The sequence below is a fragment of the Pseudoalteromonas sp. MMG022 genome (assembly GCF_021654245.1).
In the GTDB taxonomy this organism is placed as follows: domain Bacteria; phylum Pseudomonadota; class Gammaproteobacteria; order Enterobacterales; family Alteromonadaceae; genus Pseudoalteromonas; species Pseudoalteromonas amylolytica.
Window position 1 is genome coordinate 47,659 of the sequence record NZ_JAKFZQ010000010.1, and the last position, 24,189, is coordinate 71,847.

A 24,189-nucleotide genomic window follows, 5' to 3' on the forward strand; every position below is an offset into this window, starting at 1 on the left:
GGAGTGGGGACGTTTCGGGTAAGCGTCCCTGACTAAGCGTCCCTAGGTAAGCCCTTTTCTATAATACGGATCAAGCGAGCTTGCTTACGTTGCGTTTGCTGTTGCTTATGGCTTTGTTGTTTCAGCGCCCAATTGATATGTTCTTTAACCAAATCAGATGCACCCACTAGGCGCTTTTCTAAAGCCTCGACAATACTTTCATCGTAGTCAGCATTACCTAGCCCAACAGCTAGATTACGTAGCCATCGTTGATGGCCAATACGGCGAATTGGGTTACCCTCAGTTACTTTTAAAAAGGTCGCTTCATCCCACATGAATAGCTCAACTAACGAGCGATCTTTTAACTGAGGTCTGGCCATAAAGTCTTGCTCTTTGGTGAGCTGACCATATCTGTTCCAAGGACATACAAGTTGGCAGTCATCACAGCCATAAATTCTGTTGCCTATGAGTGAGCGATATTGCTCAGGGATTGCGCCTTGTAATTCAATCGTGAGGTAGGAAATACATTTGCGAGCGTCGACGACATAAGGTTCTATAATGGCGCCTGTTGGGCATAAGGTGATACAAGCATTACACTTACCACATCCTTCAAACTGATCTTTTTGATCAATGGGTAGGGGAATATCAACAAACAATTCACCGAGGAAAAACCATGAGCCCGCCTGCTTTTGAATTAATAAACTGTTTTTTCCTCGCCAGCCTAACCCCGCCTTTTCCGCAAGCTGTCTTTCTAATACGGGAGCGGAGTCGACGAAAGGTCGATATCCCAACGGCTCAACTTCGCTAGATATTTTTTGGCCAAGTTGTTTTAGCCTGTTTCTCATAACCTTATGGTAATCGCGTCCAAGTGCGTAACGACTGATATAGGCCGTACTTTTGTTTGCTAGTGCTTTAGCAAAGCTGGCATCAGGTGGTAGATAGTTCATCCTCACTGAAATGACTCTTTGCGTGCCAGGAACTAACTCATCAGGGCGAGCTCTTTTCATCCCGTGTGCTGCCATATATTCCATGTCGCCATGGTTGCCGTGGTCAAGCCAGCGTTGCAATTGCTCTTCATGAGCAGACAAATCTATATCTGTAATACCTACATCGGCAAAACCGAGCGCTTTGCCCCATTGCTTAATTTTTTCTGCCAGTTCAATATAATTAATACTATCAGTCGTCACGGAATGTTTATCTTGGAAGCTAAATACTCGACTAATTTACCACAAGTTGCCTACAGCGCCCAACAGGTCAAGCAATATGAAGGTGAAGCCGCACGTATGTCCGCCACCAATCTATCACAATTGATGCACCGCGCAGGTCAAGCATTGTTCTCATTGTTTGACCACGAATTAGTGACCGCTCAACGAGTACTGCTACTTGCGGGCAAAGGCAACAACGCGGGTGACGCTTATGTGCTGGCTAAACTCCTACATCACGCTGGGCGAGAAGTATGCGTTTATGCAGTGTTCCCTCCTGAACAGCTGTTGGGTGACGCTCAGCAGGCTTATTTATCGGCTGGACAAAGTGGGGTAAATATTGTGACTGAGCAGCCCGAACTTCAAAATTTTTGCGTGATAGTTGATGGGGTATTTGGCACTGGATTTAAAGGGCAGCTTCCACCGCTATTAATAGAGTTATTCCGAGATTGCAAAAATAGCCAAGCAAAGCGTGTCAGTATTGATATACCCAGTGGTGTTAACGGAACCACATCCGTGGTTGCACAGGGGACTTTTGCTGCCGATATGACGATGACTTTTATCGCATTGAAACAGGGCACATTAACGGGATCTGCTAAAGCCTGCTGTGGTCAGATACTGTATGCTTCATTAGATGTCGCTGATGCCTTCGAGCAGCTGGTGAAACCTAGTGCAACTTTACTCGCTTCACATTCTTTGTTGAGCCAACTTAAACAAAGAGCGGAAGATAGTTATAAAAATAGCTGTGGTCATGTATTAGTTATCGGTGGCAATAAAGGTATGGCAGGGGCGGTGCGACTAGCCGCGGAAGCCGCACTTCGCAGCGGTGCTGGGTTGGTAAGTGTAGCAACACATCCAGATAGTGCTGCAAGTGTACTACAAGGGCGATACGAACTTATGGTGCATGGCATCGATAAAGCGGATGAGCTAGAGCTGCTCATGGATAAGGCGGATGTAATGGTTATAGGCCCAGGTCTTGGTCAGAATGATTGGGCAAAAACAGTGTTCGAAAAAAGCCTATCATTTGAGGGACCAGTAGTGGTTGATGCGGATGCCTTAAACATGCTAGCAAGTTCACACAAACACTACGCTCATGCTGTGTTGACACCACACCTTGGCGAAGCAAAGCGTTTACTTGCAGACGCTCAAGATGTTGACCCTTTGTCTCGCTTTACATTGGCTACTTGGTTAGCGACCAATTACAAGGCTACGATAGTGTTAAAAGGACCCGGTTCACTGGTCGCAGATACCAAACGCATAAATATTAACCGTTCAGGGTGCTCTGCTATGGCAAGCGCTGGGATGGGGGACGTTTTATCTGGTATAATTGGCGCTTTGAGAGCGCAAGGCATGGAGTCATTTGCGGCAAGCTCTTTAGCTGTGTATATTCATGGTTTAGCAGCACAAATCGCCGCAAAAGAAGGTGAACGGGGATTACTCGCCAGCGATCTTTTTGTGCATATACGACGTTTATTGGGGTAACCATGAGTAATACTTTTAGTCAGCATTTGGCCGATGAGGCCCAAACGGTGGCTATGGGCGCACGCCTGTGTAAATATATAAAAGACGGAGCAGTATTGTTTTTACACGGAGATTTAGGTGCTGGGAAAACCACTTTGTCCAGAGGTATAGTGCAAGGAATGGGGCATAAAGGAAAAGTAAAAAGTCCAACTTATACCTTGGTTGAACCCTATGAGCTCAATGAGGTCTCAATATATCATTTTGATTTATATCGTTTAGGTGACCCAGAAGAGCTAGAATATATGGGTATTAGGGACTATTTTAGTCCTGAGGCTATCTGTATTGTAGAGTGGCCAGAGAAGGGGCGTGGGTTTATTCCAAACCCTGATCTAAACGTTGAAATGACATACGATGGGCAACACAGAAACATTACTGTGTCAGCAGCAAGTGAACGTGGACAACAAATCATAAAACAATTAGGGCAAGATGCGTAGTATAGGATTTCTGGTAAACAGCTTTTTTAGCATCATGATCATGATGCTAAGTTTGGTTGTCGAAGCAAAAAATGACATTGAAGGGGTGCGAGTTTGGCCATCGCCAGATAGCACCCGTGTTGTATTTGATTTATCAAACAAGCCTGATTACAGCTATTTTATGCTGAAAAACCCGCTGCGATTGGTTGTTGACTTCGATAACACAAGTAAAGCCGATGCGTTGCCACAGATCCCCGATGAACATCGTATCATATCTAAGATTCGCTACAGCAAAGCAAAAAACTCACGAAGTACTCGAGTGGTCTTTGATTTATCAAGCAGTGCGAAGCCTGTCGTGTTTGCGCTTGCTCCCACGCCACCTAAGAAACACCGTTTGGTGGTTGATTTGTACGCGCAACAAGCCAGTTTATACAGTAATGACAAGCCACAATCGAAAAAGCGCGAGAGAGTAACAGATCGAGATATTATCATTGCGGTTGATGCTGGGCATGGTGGTGAAGATCCAGGTTCAATAGGCCCTTCTGGTACATATGAGAAAAATGTTACGTTGCCAATAGCAAGACGCTTAGCACGGCTAATCGATAAGCAGCCAGGTATGAAAGCACGCTTAACTCGAACGGGCGACTACTTCCTAAAAGTGAATACTCGTTCTGTCAAGGCTCGCGAGAAACGCGCAGACTTTTTTGTATCAATTCACGCGGATGCGTTTTTTACGCCGGGCCCAAGCGGTGCTTCGGTATGGGTACTATCGTTACGCAGAGCGAATTCTGAAATAGGTAAGTGGCTGGAAGATAAAGAAAAACATTCTCAGCTCTTGGGCGGGGCTGCGGAACTCATTAAAGATACAGAAAACGAAAAGTACTTAGCCAAAGCATTGTTGGATATGTCGATGGACCACTCAATGCGAACCGCGGTGCAGGTAGCCGATGAAGTGGTTGGTGAGCTAAAAAAAGTGACTAAATTACATAAAAAAAGGCCTCAGTCGGCTAATTTAGGGGTTTTGAAGTCGCCGGATATTCCGTCAATTTTGGTTGAAACTGGATTCATATCTAACCCAAAAGAAGAGCGCTTGTTACAATCGAGTAGTCACCAAGAAAAGCTAGCAAGGGCTATTTTCAAGTCTATTAAGAGCTACTATAAACGTAATCCGCCGGATGACTCGCTCTTTGCTCGCCTAAAAGGACCCGGTCAGCATGTGGTAAAAAGTGGCGAGTCATTGAGCGTACTGGCTAGCCGTTATGGTGTATCCGTTGCGGCATTAAAGCGAGCAAACCAACTGACCAAAGACATCTTATATGTTGGCCAAGTGTTGACGATTCCAAAGGCTTAATTCGATATGACGATAGAGATTTTGCCGGCGCGGTTAGCTAACCAGATAGCCGCCGGTGAGGTAGTTGAACGTCCCGCTTCTGTGGTAAAAGAGCTGGTAGAGAACAGTATTGATGCTGGGGCAACCCGAATTCATATTGATATTGAACGTGGCGGGCACAAACTAATTCGGATCCGTGACAATGGTAAAGGCATTGCTAAAGATGAGCTGATGTTGGCACTTTCTCGTCATGCAACCAGCAAATTAAAAAGTCTAGATGACTTAGAATGTATTTTGTCTCTTGGATTTCGCGGTGAAGCGCTTGCCTCTATCAGCTCCGTCTCGCGTTTAACCCTTAGTTCGAAACCGGCTGAGCAAGAAACGGCTTGGCAAGCCTTCGCGGAAGGGCGAGATATGGCGGTGCAAGTCCAGCCAACCGCTCACCCCGATGGCACGACTATTGAAGTGAAAGATCTGTTTTTTAATACTCCGGCGCGACGTAAATTTTTGCGTACTGAAAAAACAGAATTTAGCCATATTGATGAACTGGTTAAACGCATTGCGTTGAGTCGCTTTGACGTCGCCATTACCTTAACACACAATCAAAAAGTAGTACGCCAATATCGTGCTCGCACTAAAGAAGACGGGGTAAAGCGCGTAGCGCAGGTTGGTGGAAAAGACTTCGAACAGCAAGCAACCTATATTGAGTCGGGCTCGGAAGGGTTGATGCTTCATGCTTGGGTACTACCGGTTGGTTGCAGTAATAACGCTCAATACACCTACGTGAATGGTCGTATGATGCGTGATAAGCTGATTTTACATGCCATTCGCCAAGCATTTGAGGAAGTGGTTGGTGAACAAGAAGTGCCAGGCTTTGTCGTGTATTTAGAAATAGACCCGCGACAAGTGGATGTTAATGTACACCCTGCAAAACATGAGGTGCGTTTTCATCAGGCTCGTTTGGTCCATGACTTTATCGTGCAGGCTATAAAGCAGGCCGTGATGCCATTAAACTCAGAGCTGGCTAACGTAACTGTGGATACTCATGTGTCTGATGTTGATCATCAAGAGTATCGTAGTACTTTGCAGCCTCTATCTGATTCAGGTGCTTATCAAGCGACCAATATGAGTGATGAATATGAACCTCGAGCGCCAAGCTTCGGGTTATCCGCAGGGGGAGGTAACTTTAGCCAAAGCAAAGGGGGCACACGCCCAGAGGCAAACTCTCGACACTATAATGTGAATCAACTTTATCAAGGTTTGTCACATCAACAGGCGAGTGCGTTTGACATTCAGCCACGCATAGAGGAGCAGCTACAAAGCCAAGCTAGGTATGTATCATTGCTGACCTTAGAAGATGGCGTTGTGCTAATTGAGCAGCAAAAAGAACTTCGGGTATCGCATTTCAAATATGCACTTCACAATTATTGGCTGGAACTGTTGGAAAAAGATGCAAGTTTGCCTTGCAAGGCATTGTTGCTACCTGTCAGGGTCAATCTTGAAAAGCAAGAAATTGCGCTGCTGGCAGAGTATGAGTCTTGGTTGACTTTACTTGGCTTTGATGTGCAACTGTTTGACCGTTACATCATGGTGAAAAAACTTCCTGTGAGCCTTTATAGTATTGATGTGGGAACATTTATTTCTAAAGTCATACAGGCGTGTCAGAATGGTTTAGACAGCGTGGAAGGGTGGTTAACTTGGTTGGTGGCGCACACTCCTAGCCGCTACTTTTCATCTGAGCAATTTGCAAAAGCACAGCAATATATTGAAAAAAATCAAAAATGTTTGGCGCGCATTCAGGAAAAAGCGGTTAAAATAGATCAGAAGATGTTTTCAACGTTATTACCACAAGAGTTTAAGAGTGAATAATTTACCTGTTATAACCCTGATGGGGCCGACTGCGGCAGGAAAAACGGCCTTAGCAATAGAGTTATGTCAGCATTTAGACACTGAAGTGGTCAGTGTTGATTCTGCCTTAGTTTATAAAGGCATGGATATTGGTACTGCAAAGCCAGATGCAAATGAATTAGCTTTGGCACCGCACCATTTAATAGATATTATCGATCCACTCGAAAGTTATTCGGTTGCAGATTTTCGCCGCGATGCCTGTCATCACATAGATGCTTTGCATCAAAGAGGTAAAGTGCCGATCCTAGTGGGTGGTACTATGATGTATTTCAAAGGGCTGATTGAAGGGCTATCCCCACTACCTGAAGCTGACCCTGATGTACGTGCACAATTGGAAATTGAAGCCACCGAACTGGGATGGTCCCAATTGCATAAGCAGCTTAGTGAAATAGATCCAGAAGCCGCTGCAAAAATAAGTGAAAAAGACTCTCAGCGTATCAATCGTGCGTTAGAGGTGTTCCGTATCACTGGCAAAAACATGACAGAATTACAAAAACAAAAACAGTCGCCTTTGCCTTATCAATTTCATCAGTTTGCGATTGCTCCGACAGATCGAAAGGTACTACACCAACGTATTGAAAAAAGATTCCAAATTATGTTGGAACAGGGGTTTAAAAATGAAGTTTTGGCCTTATATCGTCGAGGAGACTTACATCCTGATCTTCCCTCAATACGTTGTGTCGGTTATCGACAGATGTGGGAGCATTTAGCTGGTGACTGTGATTACGACCAAATGGTTTTCAAAGGTATCGCAGCAACCAGACAATTAGCAAAGCGGCAACTTACTTGGTTAAGAGGTTGGCCGGATGTGACTTGGTTAGAGACCGATGAGCAACAAAACTTGCAACGTGTATTAACTTCGCTAAGCTAATAGTAGCTGTTAAATCAAGCTACTGAAGATTTAATCGACGGCGAAACTAATAATAACACCTAGAACGAAGGAAAAGAAAATGGCAAAAGGCCAATCGTTACAAGACCCGTTTTTGAATGTCTTACGTCGTGAGCGCATTCCTGTTTCAATTTTTTTAGTTAACGGCATTAAATTACAAGGTAAAATTCAATCATTTGATCAGTTCGTGATTTTACTCGAAAACACGGTCAACCAAATGGTGTATAAACATGCTATCTCTACGGTCGTACCAGCCCGTGCGGTAAACTTCCAAAGTGCTCAGGGTAGTGAAGGTAGTGACCAAGTTGATGATGGTAATTATTAATTTTTAGTAGGAGCATAATGCTTGTTTGACCGTTACGAAGCCGGCGAACAGGCAGTCTTAGTTCATATCGACTTTCCCAATGAAGGCGATCGTGAAGATCTGCGCGAGCTGGAAATGTTGGTTTCTTCTGCAGGTGTTAGTAGTTTGGCGATTGTGCAAGGCAGTCGTCAAGCACCACATGCCAAACTATTCGTCGGTACGGGTAAAGCAGAAGAGATTGCTGAGATTGTCAAAATCCACAATGCAGATGTCGTTATATTCAACCATCAACTTAGTCCTTCTCAAGAAAGAAACTTAGAGCGTGTTTGTCAATGTCGGGTATTGGATAGAACAACCCTGATACTTGATATTTTTGCACAGCGAGCACGTACTCACGAAGGTAAGTTGCAAGTTGAATTAGCCCAACTTAGGCATATCTCAACTCGATTGATTCGCGGCTGGACTCACCTTGAAAGACAAAAAGGTGGTATCGGTCTGCGAGGGCCAGGTGAAACCCAACTTGAAACCGATAGACGTCTGTTACGTGAACGTATTAAAAGTATCCGCAAGCGTTTAGAGAAAGTAGCCACGGTTCGTGAGCAAGGTCGTCGGGCACGTAGTCGCAATGAGGTACCAACGGTGTCCTTGGTCGGTTACACCAATGCCGGTAAGTCTACGCTGTTTAACCTCATCACTAACTCCGATGTGTACGCCGCTGATCAACTATTTGCGACGTTAGACCCAACGTTAAGAAAGCTTCAAATAGATGATATTGGGCCTGTAATATTGGCTGACACGGTTGGCTTCATTCGTCATTTGCCACATGACTTAGTGGCAGCATTTAAGGCAACGTTAACTGAAACTCGTGAAGCTGACCTACAAATCCATGTAGTCGATGTAGCCGATAGTCGCCGTAAGGAAAATATCGAAGAGGTTCAATCCGTTTTAAAAGAAATTGAAGCGGATGACATTCCGCAGTTGTTGGTTTATAACAAAATTGACCTACTCGAGGATGTGCGACCTAGAATAGATCGAAATGACGAAGGGCAGCCTATTCGTGTTTGGCTGTCGGCTCATTCCGGCGTAGGAACTGAGTTACTATCGCAAGCAATATCAGAGCTGCTTGCAAAGAAAATTTTTAATCATACCCTGTGTATTCCGCCCGCTTTTGGACGTTTACGAGGTGCGTTATTCAATCTAAATGCGGTACAGCAGGAAGATTATGATGAGCGAGGCAACTGGCTGATACAGGTGCGTTTACCGGAAGTCGATTGGGAGCGGCTAAAAAAAGAACAGGGTATGGACATCGAAAAATTTATTGAAACATAATTTTTACATAGAAAAGTGTAGTTTTGTTCGCATTTGGGTATGAGAATCGCCGCTTATTTGGTAGATTTACCTTAATTGACTTTAATAACAATGGAGTATAGCTATGGCCTGGAATGAACCGGGTAATAATGGCAATGATAACGACCCGTGGAAAAACCGCGGAGGACGGGATCAAGGCCCACCTGATCTAGACGAAGTATTCCGTAAATTCAGCAACAAGTTTGGTGGTTTATTCGGTGGCAAGTCTGGTGGTGGAGGCAGTGGTGGCATTGGTGGTGCTGGCATGACCTTCATCCTACTGATAGCGGCTATCGTTTGGGCACTTAGTGGTATTTATACCGTCAAGGAAGCAGAGCGAGGCATTGTGTTGCAGTTTGGTCAGTTTGACCGCATCGCAGAACCTGGCTTGCGTTGGAAGATGACTTTTATTGAACAAGTGATCCCTATTGATATTGAAGCGGTTCGCTCGTTGTCGGCGTCTGGTTTTATGTTGACCGAAGACGAAAATGTGGTGAGTGTTGAATTTGAAGTTCAGTATCGAGTGATGGACCCAAGACTTTACAAGTTTAGCGTGACAGATGCTGATCACAGCTTACAGCAGTCTTTGGACAGTGCATTACGCTATGTTGTTGGTCATTCGAGAATGGACCAAGTGCTTACGACAGGCCGTGAATTGGTTCGTCAAAGAACTTGGGATGAACTCAATAAAATAATTGAACCATATAATCTAGGTATTTTGGTCACTGACGTGAACTTTAAAGACTCTCGCCCACCTGCGGAAGTCAAAGATGCATTTGACGATGCAATTGCAGCACAAGAGGATGAAGAACGCTTTATCCGTGAAGCAGAAGCTTATGCTCGTGAAATTGAGCCAAGAGCCCGTGGTCAGGTGACACGTATGACGCAAGAAGCGGAAGCTTATCGCGAACGTGTGACTCTAGAAGCTCGCGGTGAAGTGGAGCGCTTTGAGAAGCTATTACCTGAATATCAGGCTGCAAAAGAAGTTACCAGACAGCGCTTATACATAGATGCGATGGAAGAAGTATTAGGTCGCAGCACAAAAGTATTGGTTGATGTAAAAGGTGGTAATAACATGATGTATCTGCCCTTGGATAAGATAATGGGTCAGAATACGTCTGGTACACAAATTACGTTACCAAGCAAAAACGATATCAATGAACTTAGAAAAACATTAGGCCAGTCTCGCAATAGTACTGTGAATGGTAGCAATGATCGTTTTTCGCAAGACAGATTCAATAACGGGAGATAAGCGCAATGAAGAATTTTAGTATTGTGATTTTGCTCGCTGCGGTATTGATGTCTTTTTCATCGGTATTTGTAGTCACTGAAGGACAACGTGCAATTGTCTTATTGTTCAGTAAAGTACAAAAAGACAGTGAAGATAACGCAGTTGTTTATGCGCCTGGGTTACACTTTAAAGTGCCATTTTTTAGTCAGGTGCGTAAATTAGATGCACGTATACAGACTCTAGATGGTGCACCAGACCGTTTTGTAACAAGTGAAAAGAAGGACTTAATTGTTGATTCTTTTGTTAAATGGCGCGTGAATGACTTCAGTTCATTTTATCTGCGTGCTCGCGGTGACAAACAGTATGCTGAAACACTATTGAAGCAAAAGGTAAACAATGGTCTGAGAACAAACTTTGGTTCGCGTACCATCCGAGAAATTGTTTCTGGTGAGCGTAGTGAACTGATGGAAGAAGCGCTGGTTCAGGCTTCTGAAAGTGCAAAAGAGTTAGGTATTGAAGTACTAGATGTTCGTGTTAAGCAAATTAACCTACCAAATGAAGTGAGTAGCTCTATTTTCCAGCGTATGCGTGCTGAGCGTACTGCTGTGGCAAAAGAGCACCGTTCAGAAGGTCAGGAAAAAGCTGAGACGATTCGTGCTGAGGTTGATAGACGTGTAACGGTCATGCTGGCGGATGCGGAGCGTAATGCTCGCGCTGTACGCGGTCAGGGTGATGCGACAGCGGCTAAAGTTTACGCCGATGCATATAACAAAGATCCTGAGTTTTTTAGTTTTGTACGTTCGTTAGAAGCGTATAAGAAAACCTTCCAAAACAAAGGTGATGTGATGGTGCTTTCCCCAGATAGTGAATTCTTTGACTATATGAAAGGGGCAAGCGGCAAATAATACATACAATTGCCTTCATCGCTTAAAAAAGCTCTGAAATTTATCAGAGCTTTTTTGTTTTAATTCAGTTGTTTTCAATAGTATTTCAGTGAATGCGGAAAAAACACTCAAAACGGGGTGATCTCCTACCCGATTTTCTGGTAAAATCTGCGCCTAATTTTTTCTAAGTGATTTTGCAATGGGTAAAAACGTCGTTGTATTAGGCACCCAATGGGGTGACGAAGGTAAAGGTAAGGTTGTAGACTTACTAACAGATAAAGCTTCTCTAGTTGTGCGTTATCAAGGTGGTCATAATGCTGGCCATACTTTGGTGATCAATGGTGAGAAAACAGTATTACATTTAATTCCATCAGGTGTTTTGCGTGATAACGTAAAATGTGTGATTGGTAACGGTGTGGTGTTAGCTCCAGATGCGTTAATGAAAGAAATCGGTATGCTTGAAGAGCGTGGCGTACCAGTTCGTGAGCGTTTATTAATAAGCGAAGCGTGTCCTTTGATCTTGCCTTATCACGTGGCACTGGATCAGGCTCGTGAATTAGCGCGTGGCGAGAAAGCCATTGGTACAACGGGTCGTGGTATCGGTCCTGCTTACGAAGATAAGGTCGCACGTCGTGGTCTTCGTGTAGGCGACTTATTTAACCCTGAGCAGTTTGCTGCGAAACTAAAAGAAGTACTTGAGTATCATAACTTCACGCTAGTGAACTACTATAAAGTTGATGCTGTGGACTTCCAAAAGACATTTGATGACGCAATGGCTGTGGCACAAATTCTGAAGTCAATGGTTGTTGATGTGACTGAATTGTTAGATCAAACTCGTGCAGCTGGCGAAAACATCTTGTTTGAAGGTGCGCAGGGTACGTTGCTAGATATTGACCACGGTACTTATCCGTATGTGACATCGTCCAACACTACTGCTGGTGGTGTAGCAACAGGTGCAGGTTTTGGCCCACTTAACCTTGACTACGTACTTGGTATTGTTAAAGCATACACAACTCGTGTAGGTTCAGGTCCGTTCCCAACAGAGCTGTATGATGGACTAGACAAGCAAGACCCAGTTGGTAAGCACTTAGGTGAGAAAGGCCATGAGTTTGGTGCTACAACAGGTCGCTTGCGTCGTACAGGTTGGTTTGACGCTGTGGCAATGCGCCGTGCGGTACAGATTAATAGTATCTCAGGGTTCTGTTTGACTAAGCTAGACGTACTTGACGGTGTAGAAACGATTAAGATCTGTACCGGTTATCAGTTGGAAGACGGTACAGTGACTAACGTTACTCCGCTTGCCGCTGAGGGCTATGAAAAAGTAACACCAGTATATGAAGAAATGCCTGGTTGGAGCGAAAACACGTTCGGTGCAACCAGCCTTGAGCAACTTCCTCAAGCTGCGGTTAACTATATTAAGCGTTTAGAAGAAATTACTGGCGTTCCAGTTGATATTATTTCAACGGGCCCTGACCGTATCGAGACTATGATTGTTCGCAACCCATTCGGCGCATAATTTATAGTTGATTTGAAAAAAGCTGCATAGTGCAGCTTTTTTTGTGCCTATAATAAACGAAACTCTGTTGTAATAGGTTGCAAGCGCGCTATCATGCAATGGCAAATGTGCCAATAAATGAATAACTGGTACGGACTTTGTATAATTTTAAAGCGTGTCAAAAAAATCAGGTAAGTTATGATCAAGAAGTTGTGTTGCATTGCTTTATTAATGAGTGTGACGGCGGTGGCACAGGAGCCACTCACCGCAGTACCTTTGTATACTGAAGCAGAGTTAATCGAGCTAATTAAGAAAAATCAGCACTTAAAGAGAGTTAAGGATGATGATTGCCAGCTTGTTCAGGACATTGAGGCTCGAGCAGAAACAATGGAGCTGCCCTCGTATCAATTTCTGTATGGCGATATGTTAGCTTATGCGGTGTGTGTCGATAGAAATGTTGAGCTGGGTTTGTATTTTATGCGTAAGGCCGCTGAGCAGGGTCTATCATCAGCATTAGAGCAATTAGGGCGTTACTACGATGTTGGTCAGTTGGTACAGGCTGATAAAGCGTTGGCGGTGATATATCTTAGAGAGGCCGCATCACAGGGGAACCTTGCGGCACAGTTGCGCTTGGTTAATCTGTTTAACAGCGGACATGGTAGCCCAAGAGATTACGAAGATGCTTACCGCTGGTTGTTTCACTCTGCAGTGGCAGATAAAAAACTGCATCAGCAAATACAAAACGCACTTGCGCGCTTGGCTGAGAAAATGCCTGAAAGCGTTGTGCGCCGAGCCAGATTGCCGATGTAATTTCAGCTACACATAAGTGAATTAGCCTAATAAAACTATCTTGTACATTATCTTCGTTATTTCTACTGGTAATAGCTGGCTATTACTGTGTAAAAACGCTTTAATTTTGCGCAAAATTTCATCATCGGATGCTACAATCGCAAAGGGTTAATTTCTTAATTCTAGTAAAACTTTTATCCGCAGCTGAGGTTATGTAAAAAGTCATCACCAATGTTGAGTTACATTGATGATGACCGACTTTTATTGACTCCCGAGCTTCTCTCCTAAAGTACCGCTTTGCTCTTTGTTTAGCGTGGGCTCTTTGAGCACTGACATTTTAGGTGGCTGTAAAGCTACGATACGTTCACCTTGCTCTGGTGGCTTTTTCATATCAATAACAAATGGCCTGATTTGCTGCTCTTCACCACTATTAGTGTCCGAAATAATAAATAGTGGGATGGCTTCTTTATTGACCTCAAGATACTGCTGCCAGCTAAACTCTTCTGATAAGCGTGTTGCACTTACTTTGCCGCCCTTTGCTATCAGGCTACTCAGTCTGGCGTAATAGCCTTGTTCACCAAACAAGATCTGTCTGGATAAAAAGGTGGCGCTGTCTTTGTTTGCTTTGGCATGATTGGTTGATGAGCGTAAAGAGTATACACTTTGCTCATTCAACAAGTGGGAGAAATATTGTACACCTAATGCGTTGTGGTGCCTGTTAGGTGATAGAGCTAAAACGGACTTAAGCGCTGTTAGCGGTAAATAGCGCTCGGCATGTTCTGACTGAGGGTTACCGTAATAGCAGGGCAGACCATCCATTCTTGCCATTTTACAGTTTTCCCACGCTGGGTCCGATAAGTACACATCAATGTTTTGTTCTTTCAAGCCCTTGGCTATAGCGCGAGCAACGTGGTTCGCACCAATAATCAGCAAGGTATTGGGACTTGGTTGACGCACACCTAGCAGTTTAGCCAGCGGCGTCGCTGTCAGGCTTTGTAGTACGACGGTGACAATGATAACGGTGAAGATTAGTGGTACTAGTTTGTTCGCATCGGGGATTTGCGAGTCTATCATGCTTAGCGCGAATACTGAGCCTACTGCCGCGGCGACAATCCCTCGTGGCGCGATCCATGAGAGTAATACGCGGGATTTAAACGGCAAATCTGTGTTATAAGTTGAGATTGCAATACAAATAGGACGTGCGACAAATAAGACCACCGCTAAGAAAATAAAGGTTTCGACACCGAGCAACATTAAATCACTCAGCTGCAATCGAGCTGCGAGTAAAATAAATAGACTTGAGATCAAAATCATCGACAAATCTTCTTTAAACTCCAGCACAGAGTCAATTTCTAAGTCATCTTGATTCGCCAGCCAAATACCAAATATGGTTACGGCTAAAAGCCCTGACTCATGGGCAAGATGGTTTGAAAATGTAAAACTAAATAGCACCAGTGCCAGTATGCCAAACTTATGTAATTCATAAGGGAGCCACTCTCGACGTATTAATGTGCTGGTGATCCAGCCCGCGACAACGCCTACGCTGATACCCACGCCTAGTGTTGAAAACAGAGCGATTAGCGTGTGACTGAGAACCTCCCCTTGGCCTACAAAACTAACAGCTTCAAATACAAGTACCGCGAATAGCGCGCCAATCGGGTCAATAACGATGCCTTCCCAGCGAAGTACACGGTCTATATCTTGATTTGGCCTCATGGCATTGAGCATGGGGGCAATCACTGTCGGACCTGTTACGACCAGAACTGCACCTAGTACAGCAGCGACCCGCCAATCTAAATCCAGAATAAAATAACCACATAGTGCAATGATGACAAAGGTTGCAAACATTCCTATGGAGCAGAGATTACGGACAATCTTGCCAATACCTTTGAGCTCTCGAAAATGTAAAGTGAGTGCACCTTCAAATAAAATAATAGCGACTGACAGTGACACGACTGGAAACAATAATTCACCCAGCAAATCATCTGGGCTTAGTTGGCCTGTAAAAGGGCCGAGCAGCAAGCCGATTAATAATAAAAACAAGATCGCGGGCACTTTGAGTACCCAAGCAAGCCATTGGGCAAGCACAGAAAATATGGCAATTCCAGCGATATAAATAGCTGACATAATGTCTCCAGTTAACTCTTTGGTTAACATAGTTAAAAATACACTAAGCGGGTTATACCACAGTTATATTACGGCGACGAAGTTGAATTCGTTGCTAAGCCGAACATTCTTAGTTAAACATAGTCTTTATCAACAAAAATGGATCATTACATTGTTCTCTTTGATGGCAATCTATCAAGCAAGTTTGTACCCATAAAGTGCTATTTATCGTATTTATGGTCGGTATATGAGATTATTTTGTTATGGAGTTGAAAAATGTCTGACGAATGCGTAAGCTATAAAGCGTTCGGTAGATGTATATCGAAATTCTTTTTGGCTTTGCTGTAGCAATTATAGCAAGCTAGCTTTTGGTACTGATTATAAGCTCATTTTTATATGTGCAAGATTTGGTACTGTTCAACAATTAAACTATTCATTGCGCAATCATTCATTGCGGTATAGGTCTTTTCAGCCTCATCAAACCATGATGTACCTGCTGAAAACGGCTCGACATTGTAGAAGTATTACAGTGTCACAATCCATTTTTTAGTAAAGCGACAGCCAGTGTTGGGCACATGTGTGTTAACGCGTAAGCTGTATTGTATATTTGAATTGTTCAACTCTGGTTGTTTTTACTCGCGCACGTCCAAAATAAGTTGGCGCTGCGTGAATTTTAATTTAGTAAGGCAACGACAGGAAACAATATGAACATTTCAAACTCTCGGCGTATCGTGATCAAAATAGGTAGCGCACTGATTGCACCAGACCAGGACGGTTGTCGTGCGCGTTACTTGTTGACCATTGCACAATTTATTGTTCGTTGCCGCTCTATGGGCAAAGAAGTCGTGCTGGTTTCATCGGGTTCCGTCGCTGCGGGGTCACACCTGTTTCCACAAGGTGCTAAAAACTCATCCGTAGTGCTCAAAAAAGCGATGGCAGCTGCTGGGCAGACTGAAATGATGGCCACTTGGGATCGATTTTTTGACTTCCCATCGGCACAAATTCTTTTAACGCATGGTGATTTACGAGATTTAGAGCGCTATAACAGCATTCGTGAAACTATATTCGCTTTACTTGATCATGGCATATTACCTATTATCAATGAAAATGATGCGGTGACGACCGACGACCTAAAGGTGGGTGACAACGATAACTTGTCAGCTATGGTTGCGGCGGCGGCTGATGCTGATGTGTTATTGATGTGTTCGGACGTGGACGGTCTTTATGACAAAAATCCAAATTTGCATGAAGACGCAAAGTTGATTCAACAAGTGCCTGAAATATCAGAAGATATATATGCGATGGCAGGGTGTGCCACAAGCCAAGTGGGTACAGGTGGTATGAAAACAAAAATAGAAGCTGCAGAAAAAGCAACATCTCATGGTATTAGTACATATATCGTGAATGGCTTTAAGGAGCTAACATTTGAGCGCTTACTCAGAGGGGAAAACCCTGGCACAGTATTCTTGCCGTACGATGAACCGATGCACGCTCAGCAGCACTGGATGACACATACCGCATCTGAACAAGGTGAAATTGTTGTTGAACATGATTATGCCGAAGAGTTGAAGGATCACGCTGAACCATTAGCTGCAAGTAATATTTCGCAGATTAATGGTGAGTTTTCGGTGGGAGACACGGTACTTGTGCGCACTGAAAAAGGTGAACGACTCGCTAAGGCTACAACTAACTACAGTAGCTGTTTGCTAAACTTTTTAGCAGAACAGGAACAAACTTCGGATAATGGGCAGTTACAACAAAATATAGGCCCCGTTGTTTCGGAACAAGATATTGCAATTTTGGAGAAATCGTAACTCATGAGTTTAATTACAGAATTATCACAACAAGCAGCAAGTGCAGCAAAACAACTGGCACTTCTGAGCACAAAGCAAAAGAATGCGGTACTGACAGACATGGCAGCGGCACTCGTAGCTCAAAGCAGTGATATTTTAGCGGCGAATGAGCACGACTTGTCCCTAGCACGTGACAACCATTTACCTCCCGCAATGGTAGACCGGTTAACATTAACGCCGGAGCGTATCGCTGATATGGCGGAGGGCATTAAAACCATCGTAGAACTAGACGATCCAGTTGGTTTAACTCGCGATATGGGCGTCAGACCAAACGGAATAAAAATTAGCAAAATGCGCGTACCTCTTGGGGTTGTGTGTATGATCTACGAGGCGCGTCCAAATGTAACAGCAGATGCAGGCGCTTTATGCTTTAAATCTGGTAATGGTGTGATCCTTCGCGGCGGTAAAGAAGCGCTACAAAGCTCTCAAGCAATTGCTAAGGTAATGCACAATGTTTTAGAACAGCATGGCTTACCAAAAGCACTTATCACCGTTGTACCAGATCCAGACAGAGCACTGTTGATGGAATTGATGCAGCAAAAAGAATATATCGATTTGATCATTCCTCGCGGTGGTGAAGGGCTTATCAACTTTGTTACACAGAACAGTACGATTCCTGTGATCCAACACTTCAAAGGGGTGTGTCATTTGTATGTTGATGAAGACGCTGATCTTGATATCGCACTTAAGCTTGCATTGAATGGTAAAACACAGCGTACAGGCGTGTGTAATGCATTAGAGGGCATTGTGGTTCACAAAGCAGTTGCTTCGCAATTTTTACCACGTTTACAAAAGGCGTTTGCTCATAAACAAGTTGTTATTAACGCGGATAGCCAATCAGCCAAGTACTTTGATAATGCAAATATCATCGCTGACGACCAATTTGGTGAAGAATACCTAAGCTTAGAAGTTGCAGTACGAATTGTTGAAGATTTTGCGGGTGCTATCGAACATATCGATCGTTTTGGTAGTCATCATACTGAGGTGATCTGTACGCAAGATAGTAATAAGGCAGAACTATTCCAGCGTAGCGTCGATGCATCTGTGGTGATGGTGAATGCTTCGTCACGTTTCTCGGATGGTTCACAGCTGGGTCTCGGTGCTGAAATTGGTATTGCGACAACTAAATTGCACGCTTACGGTCCAATGGGACTTGAGTCTTTAACGACAGAAAAGTTTCTAGTAACTGGCGAAGGTCAGGTAAGAGAATAATAGATATATAAAGCAAAATCTTAAAGCGGGCTAATTGGCCCGTTTTTTTATGCAAAAACGCGAGACTTAACAAAGATTAAAAGTGATAAAACTGAACAATCAGACCTATGTAATCATTGCAATGGAGTTTAGACAAGGAAGGCGGAAAGTGGTGGAGCTAAGCAGGATCGAACTGCTGACCTCCTGCGTGCAAGGCAGGCGCTCTCCCAGCTGAGCTATAGCCCCACATTCCGTTTCGAACGCTGCGAAATTTAAAACTTTTTGCATAACTCGTCAAGTCTTTATCCTGAAATTTTTTTCACATTTTTGTAAGTTGCTTTGATAGACTAAGCGAAAAGACTACCAAGATAGAATATTTGATGTTTCAAAAGAATGTACGTCTACTATTATCCAGTTTATGTTTTATTGTATTAGCTGGATGTGCCTCTGCACCTGAGCCAGTTGAATTTCAAATAGCAGAACAAACACTTCATACCAAGCAATCCGAGTCGGGAGATTTGCTTTTCGTATATATTGTTACTGTAGAACCAACGCCTATTATGAAAGTGAGCAGTCATAAACCGATGAGCCGTACTGAGCTAAAAAAGTACGCCGAACATCAACGAGTTGAGGACTCACCAGAACTGAAATTACAATTAGAAGAGCGCGCAGTTCAACTTTTAGATACGGCGCTTGCGCAGCGCAATTATTGCCAAACTGGGCACAAAGTAAACCGTGTTTATTGGCGTCAGCGCAGTGTTCAGCTTAGAGGCATGTGCTTGTGAGCGCTTTATTAGAAAGTGATCTTGCAAGGGCTCTACAAGAGCTAAATATTGAACCTGTTCAATATGAACATGCGGCACTGCACACCTGTGATGATGCGGATAGGCTACAACTTGAGCGCCAAGGAACAAGGATTAAAAACCTGTTTTTAAGAGACAATTATGGACGTCGCCATATATTGTTATTGCTAGAAGCTCATCTAAAGGTTGACCTAAAAGCTCTGTCTACGCAACAAGGTCTTTCTCGCCTGGGCTTTGCATCTGATCAACGTTTGGAAAAGTATCTAAAAATTCGTCCTGGATGTGTGTCAGCGCTGGCATTGTTCAACGATAATGAACACCAAGTAGAGCTCTGGGTCGACAGTGGACTTTGGGATGCTCAATTGTGGCAGTGTCACCCGCTTGATAACCGCAAAACTTGGGTGCTATCTAAACGCCAACTTCTTCAGTTTTGGCAGCATACCGGGCATCAGCCTCATGTCATTGATGTGCCTTGTCTATAGGTCATATAGGTCAGTAGTAAACCCGTTGCGCAAACGAGCAGCAGCGAAAACAAAAAGGCATGGTAGCCATAGTTTTGTAAAACGAGACCCGGTAAAAAAGACCCTAATGCTCCACCACTATAATAAAATGAGACGTAGGCGCCATTGGTTACGGTGGGCGGGGCATCGCTTATCTTATTTGCCAACGGAGCCGCACTGGCATGGATCATAAACATACAGGCGCAGAACAGCGTAAATGTTACCAAGAATACACTCAAAAATGGCATTTGCATGGCCACAAGTGTCATACAGTACATCGCAAATAAGGTGCTCAGCCACCGCCAAGAGTTGTTGAAATACTGATTAAGGCGCGGTGTGGCCATTGAAATAACCGCCCCTATCAGATAGCCGCTATATACCCAGCCAATAGTTTTACTATCGGTTATATCGAACATGTCTTGAAGAATGAAAGGCAGGTAATTCATTAATGCTGCGAAGCAGAAAAACATACAAAAAACGCAGCCAAATAAGCGTACGATTAACCGGTTATGTAAAGGTTTTAGATAAGCTTTTGGAGACGCAGGCGCCTGCTCTGGACGTTGACAGCGCTGAGGTTTGATACACAAAGCTAAAACGAATAATGAAAACGCAAATAAATAGTAGAAGCTCTGCCATGAAAACCAACTGGCAAAGTTTGCTGCCAATACTCGCCCTAGATACCCTCCCAGAATTGTACTGCCAATATAGCGCGTCATATTTTGTTGTAGCTGCATGCCGCTGTACTGTTGGCCAATAAACCCTGTCATGGCCGTGAGGGCTGCGGGCAGTGTTAGCCCTTGGACAAACCTAAGCGCAAGCAGTAACTCAAAACTGGGTGCAAGGGCAAACAAAACACTGGTAAGTGCTAGTATCAGCATGGCCTTTTTAAGGATATCAAGCGGGTTCTTGCGGGCAAACAATAGGCCATAAAAAATAGGTGCGATAGCTAAAGGCACCATAGTGATAGACATAAGTACGCCGCTAGTGGCAGGAGAGACGGAAAAAGATTGTGCAAAAATTGCTAGCAGTGGCTGTGGTGCATAAAGCACAAAAAATATAAAAACACAGGAGATAAGCAGCTGTATTAAAGGCATTAAGGTTCCAAAACGTGGGTTGCACAGTCCGTCTCCATTATGCGTGGATTTGTATTAATTGAACAGTTTTGGATCAGTTAGTTAGTATTTCTTTGCGGTAAATCATATAAGTAAAACCAGTGCTTTGCTAAGGTAGCTTGTAAAGGTAAAAAAATCCGTTATTACAAGTTTTGTATATGGTCAAAAAAAACCACTGCGTTAAAATATGACAATTCGTATTTCATGGAGCATGCACAATGGGTTCTTTACAAGAGCAGCTACTAAAGGCAGGGTTAACGACAGAGCATAAAGCAAAGGTTGCTAAGTCGGAAAAGCGTAAAGCACAGAAGAAGAAAAAGAAAAAAGGTGCAACCAGTGATCCGAGTGATCTGCAAAAGCATATTGCTCAAACAAAACTTGAGCAACAACAAAAAGCTGAAGAGCTAAACAAGGCGAAGCAGGCTGAGCTAAAAGAGCGCGAGCAAATCGCACGCGTTAAGCAGATACTTGAACACCACAATCAGGATTCGATACGTGGCGAGGTTACCTTTAACTTTACCTATGAAAATAAGGTTAAAGAGTTGGATGTGAATGAGCAGACTAAACAAGCCTTGTCTAAGGGGCGTTTGGCTATTTGTGTGCTTGAAGGTCAGTTCTACGTGCTCCAAGATGAGCCCGCGCGGAAGATTGCTGAGGTGGATGAAAAGTACATTGTTTTCCATGTGGAAGATGATAGTAACGGACCTGATGAGGACGATCCGTATGCAGCTTACGAGGTTCCAGACGATTTAATTTGGTAACCGTTTTTACTCATCATAGGTCTACTAATTAGCAACTAATGTGTAGCGCTGACAAATGGTCTACACTGTAAAGGAATTATCCGTTAATTAATAAAAAGAGTAATGTTATGAGTAAGATAAAAAAATTAATATGTGGGGTTGGGTTGTCTGTGGCTGCGCTAGGTGCCAATGTGGTGCAGGCAGAGGATGGCAAAGCATTATATACCGCTAAAATGTGTCAAACTTGTCATGGTGCAGAGGGCAAAGCCCCAATCATGCCAATGTATCCAAAAGTTGCAGGTCAGAGTAAAGAGTACTTACTAGCCCAGATGAAAGACATTAAGTCAGGTGCTCGCAGTAATGGTATGTCGGCGGCGATGAAAGCCATGGTTGCGAATGTATCAGATGCGGAATTAGAAGCTATCGCTGAGTATTTATCGCAAGTTAAATAAGCATCTTCCACATGTTTTGCAAAAGCCACCGCTTGTCGGTGGTTTTTATTATGTTGAACAAATGCCCAGAGTCATTTAGACTTCTATACATCTATTTGGGCGTATTTGAGGACCCTCTATGTTTGAACTACCTAAACTCAACCTCAAAGGTAAAGTATCTGAGCAAGAATGGCAGTTAAGAGTTGATTTAGCTGCTTGTTACCGTTTGGTTGAGCACATGAGGTGGGGGGATTTGATTTATACCCATATGTCGGCGCGTTTACCGGGAACTGATCAGTATTTAGTAAATGCATTTGGTTTGAGCTTTGATGAAGTAACCGCGTCCAACTTAGTTAAGGTGGATTTGCAAGGTAATATTTTGGATGACACACCATTTAAAATAAACCCCGCGGGTTTTACCATTCACAGCGCAATCCATGAAGTAAGAGAAGATGCTCACTGCGTGATCCATTTACATACCAAAGAGACCGTGGCAGTTGCCAGCCTAGAATGCGGATTGCTGCCATTAAGCCAGCACTCAATGTTCTCACTGCCTTCGCTGTCTTATCATGGCTATGAAGGATTAGCGGTAAATGATGATGAGCGTAAACGACTTCAGGATGATTTGGGCAATACCAACCATATGTTGTTGGTAAATCATGGCGGATTAACGGTTGGTCCAACGGTTGGCGATGCCTTTATGCGTTTTTATGACTTGCAGCGAGCGTGTGAGATTCAAGTGGCTATCCAGTCAACTGGCCAACGCGCTGTGCCAGTTCCTCAGCCCATAATAGATAATATTTATAATCAAGCTAATGTTGTTCACAGCGGCAGCACAGGCGGGCAACTCGCATGGCCTGCCATGCTCAGAAAAGCATACCGCTTAGACCCAGGCTTTGCACAATAGGAATCTGCAATGAAAGTTAATCGCGTCGAAGTATTTGATATTCACTGTCCTGATAGACCAGCATGGACCCCTGTATTTGTAAGAATTCACACCGATGAAGGTATCAGCGGCGTGGGTGAGGCCGGTCTGGCATATGATTTAGGACACAGCGCTGCGGCCAGCATGATCAAAGAAATGGCTGAAGCATTTTTGATTGGTCATGACCCATTTCAAACGGAGTTACTCTGGTCACGTATGTTGCGTGAGAGCTTTTGGGGACTCGGTGGTGGGCCGGTGGTTTACGCTGCCATGAGTGCAATTGATACCGCACTTTGGGACATCAAGGGCAAGGCGCTGAACTTGCCTGTTTATCAATTACTCGGTGGTAAGGTGAACCCAGAGCTTAGAACCTATGCATCACAGTTACAATTTGATTGGGACAAAGAATTTAAAGCCTTGGTTGAACCGCAGGAATATGCCGAAGCTGCACTTAAAGCTATTGCTGAGGGATATGATGCCGTTAAGGTAGACCCAATTCAGTATGATAAATATGGTAATACCTACTACGATCGCACTAAGATCATCTCTCGTGCAGAAATGAAACTTTATCGCGCACGTATGCAAGCTATTCGTGAAGCGGTAGGGGATGAAGTTGACATTATATTTGAGTGTCATAGTTTACCGGGGGCGACTTCAGCTATCCAAATTGGCGAAATTGCAGAAGAATTCGATTGTATGTATTACGAGGAGCCGGTGAATTATCTAAACCATTCGCTGCATGCTAAGGTTGCCGACAAAGTCGCGGTGCCCATTGCAGGCGGTGAGCGTTTGTATAATCGCTGGGGCGTGCGTCCGTATTTAGAAGACCAGAGCATTGACGTGCTTCAACCTGATATTGGCTTATGTGGTGGTTTTACTGAAACCAAAAAAGTGTGTGATTACGCAGATATTTTTGATGTTCGTATTCAGGCGCATGTTTGTGGTGGTCCGGTTGCTACCGCAGCGTCACTACATCTTGAAACGGCAATCCCGAACTTTTTAATTCATGAACATCACACTTATGCGATCAAAAAGTGGAACCGTGAACTGTGTATTCAAGATCCTCAGCCTAAGAATGGGGTGTTTAAGGTATCTGAGGAACCAGGTATCGGCATTGAGCTCAACGACGAAGTGGTGATGCGTTCACAGCGTGTAGAAATCAAATAAATGACAAAAGAGTAGTGGAGTCGTAATACGGACGAAGCTACTTTTTTTGTTAAACATAAAAAAGGACCT

Annotated in this window: 22 protein-coding genes and 1 tRNA gene; 19 read left to right on the plus strand and 4 right to left on the minus strand. The window is 43.9% G+C overall.

Translation table 11 applies throughout. From position 1 onward, the window contains the following. Positions 1 to 32 precede the first annotated feature (32 nt). Positions 33 to 1,166, minus strand: a complete 1,134-nt coding sequence (queG, locus tag L1070_RS10945) for a tRNA epoxyqueuosine(34) reductase QueG (protein ID WP_237125576.1) — start codon at positions 1,164 to 1,166, stop codon at positions 33 to 35. Between the two features lie 3 nt (positions 1,167 to 1,169). On the opposite strand from queG, the gene L1070_RS10950 reads away from it, so the two are divergent. The 11 genes from L1070_RS10950 to L1070_RS11000 all read left to right on the plus strand — a co-directional run bounded on the left by L1070_RS10950 (position 1,170) and on the right by L1070_RS11000 (position 13,313). Next, entirely contained in the window at positions 1,170 to 2,663 is a 1,494-nt protein-coding gene (locus tag L1070_RS10950; protein ID WP_237125577.1) for an NAD(P)H-hydrate dehydratase, read from the plus strand. A 2-nt stretch (positions 2,664 to 2,665) separates the two neighbouring features. Then, the gene (tsaE, locus tag L1070_RS10955) at positions 2,666 to 3,136 is read left to right on the plus strand and encodes a tRNA (adenosine(37)-N6)-threonylcarbamoyltransferase complex ATPase subunit type 1 TsaE (RefSeq protein ID WP_237125578.1); all 471 of its coding nucleotides are present in this window, start codon (positions 2,666 to 2,668) and stop codon (positions 3,134 to 3,136) included. Continuing rightward, positions 3,129 to 4,466: an N-acetylmuramoyl-L-alanine amidase gene (locus L1070_RS10960; protein WP_237125579.1), complete on the plus strand. Its 1,338-nt coding sequence runs from the start codon at positions 3,129 to 3,131 to the stop codon at positions 4,464 to 4,466. The genes tsaE and L1070_RS10960 overlap by 8 nt, the downstream gene beginning before the upstream one ends. A gap of 6 nt (positions 4,467 to 4,472) precedes the next feature. Beyond that, entirely contained in the window at positions 4,473 to 6,314 is a 1,842-nt protein-coding gene (mutL, locus tag L1070_RS10965) for a DNA mismatch repair endonuclease MutL (protein ID WP_237125580.1), read from the plus strand. Further along, the gene (gene miaA / locus L1070_RS10970; protein WP_237125581.1) at positions 6,307 to 7,224 is read left to right on the plus strand and encodes a tRNA (adenosine(37)-N6)-dimethylallyltransferase MiaA; all 918 of its coding nucleotides are present in this window, start codon (positions 6,307 to 6,309) and stop codon (positions 7,222 to 7,224) included. Before mutL ends, miaA begins: the two co-directional genes overlap by 8 nt. A gap of 79 nt (positions 7,225 to 7,303) precedes the next feature. Further along, complete coding sequence (gene hfq, locus L1070_RS10975; protein ID WP_070983775.1) at positions 7,304 to 7,567, plus strand: RNA chaperone Hfq; 264 nt, start codon at positions 7,304 to 7,306, stop codon at positions 7,565 to 7,567. A gap of 21 nt (positions 7,568 to 7,588) precedes the next feature. Further along, positions 7,589 to 8,875 (plus strand): ribosome rescue GTPase HflX, encoded by a 1,287-nt coding sequence (gene hflX / locus L1070_RS10980; RefSeq protein ID WP_237125582.1) that lies wholly within the window; start codon positions 7,589 to 7,591, stop codon positions 8,873 to 8,875. Positions 8,876 to 8,978: 103 nt separating this feature from the next. After that, positions 8,979 to 10,145 (plus strand): FtsH protease activity modulator HflK, encoded by a 1,167-nt coding sequence (hflK, locus tag L1070_RS10985; protein WP_070983777.1) that lies wholly within the window; start codon positions 8,979 to 8,981, stop codon positions 10,143 to 10,145. Positions 10,146 to 10,150: 5 nt separating this feature from the next. After that, a complete protein-coding gene (gene hflC / locus L1070_RS10990; RefSeq protein WP_237125583.1) occupies positions 10,151 to 11,029 on the plus strand; it encodes a protease modulator HflC in 879 nt (292 codons plus the stop codon). A 178-nt stretch (positions 11,030 to 11,207) separates the two neighbouring features. Continuing rightward, a complete protein-coding gene (locus L1070_RS10995) occupies positions 11,208 to 12,524 on the plus strand; it encodes an adenylosuccinate synthase (RefSeq protein WP_237125584.1) in 1,317 nt (438 codons plus the stop codon). Positions 12,525 to 12,701: 177 nt separating this feature from the next. Continuing rightward, positions 12,702 to 13,313: a tetratricopeptide repeat protein gene (locus L1070_RS11000; protein WP_070983780.1), complete on the plus strand. Its 612-nt coding sequence runs from the start codon at positions 12,702 to 12,704 to the stop codon at positions 13,311 to 13,313. 240 nt (positions 13,314 to 13,553) lie between these two features. On the opposite strand, the gene L1070_RS11005 is transcribed toward L1070_RS11000, so the two are convergent. Next, a complete protein-coding gene (locus L1070_RS11005) occupies positions 13,554 to 15,419 on the minus strand; it encodes a sodium:proton antiporter (RefSeq protein ID WP_237125585.1) in 1,866 nt (621 codons plus the stop codon). Positions 15,420 to 16,102: 683 nt separating this feature from the next. Here L1070_RS11005 and proB point away from each other — a divergent pair. After that, positions 16,103 to 17,212 carry a glutamate 5-kinase gene (proB, locus tag L1070_RS11010; protein ID WP_237125586.1) on the plus strand — a complete coding sequence of 370 codons (1,110 nt, stop codon included), beginning with the start codon at positions 16,103 to 16,105 and terminating at the stop codon, positions 17,210 to 17,212. Positions 17,213 to 17,215: 3 nt separating this feature from the next. After that, positions 17,216 to 18,463 (plus strand): glutamate-5-semialdehyde dehydrogenase, encoded by a 1,248-nt coding sequence (locus L1070_RS11015; RefSeq protein ID WP_070983782.1) that lies wholly within the window; start codon positions 17,216 to 17,218, stop codon positions 18,461 to 18,463. A gap of 149 nt (positions 18,464 to 18,612) precedes the next feature. Here L1070_RS11015 and L1070_RS11020 read toward each other — a convergent pair. Next, positions 18,613 to 18,688, minus strand: a tRNA-Ala gene (locus tag L1070_RS11020). Between the two features lie 134 nt (positions 18,689 to 18,822). On the opposite strand from L1070_RS11020, the gene L1070_RS11025 reads away from it, so the two are divergent. Next, positions 18,823 to 19,227, plus strand: a complete 405-nt coding sequence (locus tag L1070_RS11025; protein ID WP_070983783.1) for a hypothetical protein — start codon at positions 18,823 to 18,825, stop codon at positions 19,225 to 19,227. Next, a complete protein-coding gene (locus tag L1070_RS11030; RefSeq protein ID WP_237125587.1) occupies positions 19,224 to 19,727 on the plus strand; it encodes a prolyl-tRNA synthetase associated domain-containing protein in 504 nt (167 codons plus the stop codon). The genes L1070_RS11025 and L1070_RS11030 overlap by 4 nt, the downstream gene beginning before the upstream one ends. Here the strand turns inward: L1070_RS11030 and L1070_RS11035 are convergent. Beyond that, positions 19,700 to 20,839, minus strand: a complete 1,140-nt coding sequence (locus L1070_RS11035; protein WP_237125588.1) for an MFS transporter — start codon at positions 20,837 to 20,839, stop codon at positions 19,700 to 19,702. The genes L1070_RS11030 and L1070_RS11035 overlap by 28 nt on opposite strands. A 236-nt stretch (positions 20,840 to 21,075) precedes the next feature. Here L1070_RS11035 and L1070_RS11040 point away from each other — a divergent pair, with 236 nt between their 5' ends. The 4 genes from L1070_RS11040 (at position 21,076) to L1070_RS11055 (ending at position 24,120) form a co-directional block, all read left to right on the plus strand. Continuing rightward, the gene (locus tag L1070_RS11040; RefSeq protein WP_070983786.1) at positions 21,076 to 21,618 is read left to right on the plus strand and encodes a DUF2058 domain-containing protein; all 543 of its coding nucleotides are present in this window, start codon (positions 21,076 to 21,078) and stop codon (positions 21,616 to 21,618) included. Positions 21,619 to 21,725: 107 nt separating this feature from the next. Beyond that, positions 21,726 to 22,049 carry a c-type cytochrome gene (locus L1070_RS11045; RefSeq protein ID WP_237125589.1) on the plus strand — a complete coding sequence of 108 codons (324 nt, stop codon included), beginning with the start codon at positions 21,726 to 21,728 and terminating at the stop codon, positions 22,047 to 22,049. 118 nt (positions 22,050 to 22,167) lie between these two features. Continuing rightward, positions 22,168 to 22,935, plus strand: a complete 768-nt coding sequence (locus L1070_RS11050; RefSeq protein WP_070983788.1) for a class II aldolase/adducin family protein — start codon at positions 22,168 to 22,170, stop codon at positions 22,933 to 22,935. 9 nt (positions 22,936 to 22,944) lie between these two features. Next, on the plus strand, positions 22,945 to 24,120 hold the full coding sequence (locus L1070_RS11055; RefSeq protein ID WP_237125590.1) for a mandelate racemase/muconate lactonizing enzyme family protein: 1,176 nt from the start codon (positions 22,945 to 22,947) through the stop codon (positions 24,118 to 24,120). Positions 24,121 to 24,189 lie beyond the last annotated feature (69 nt).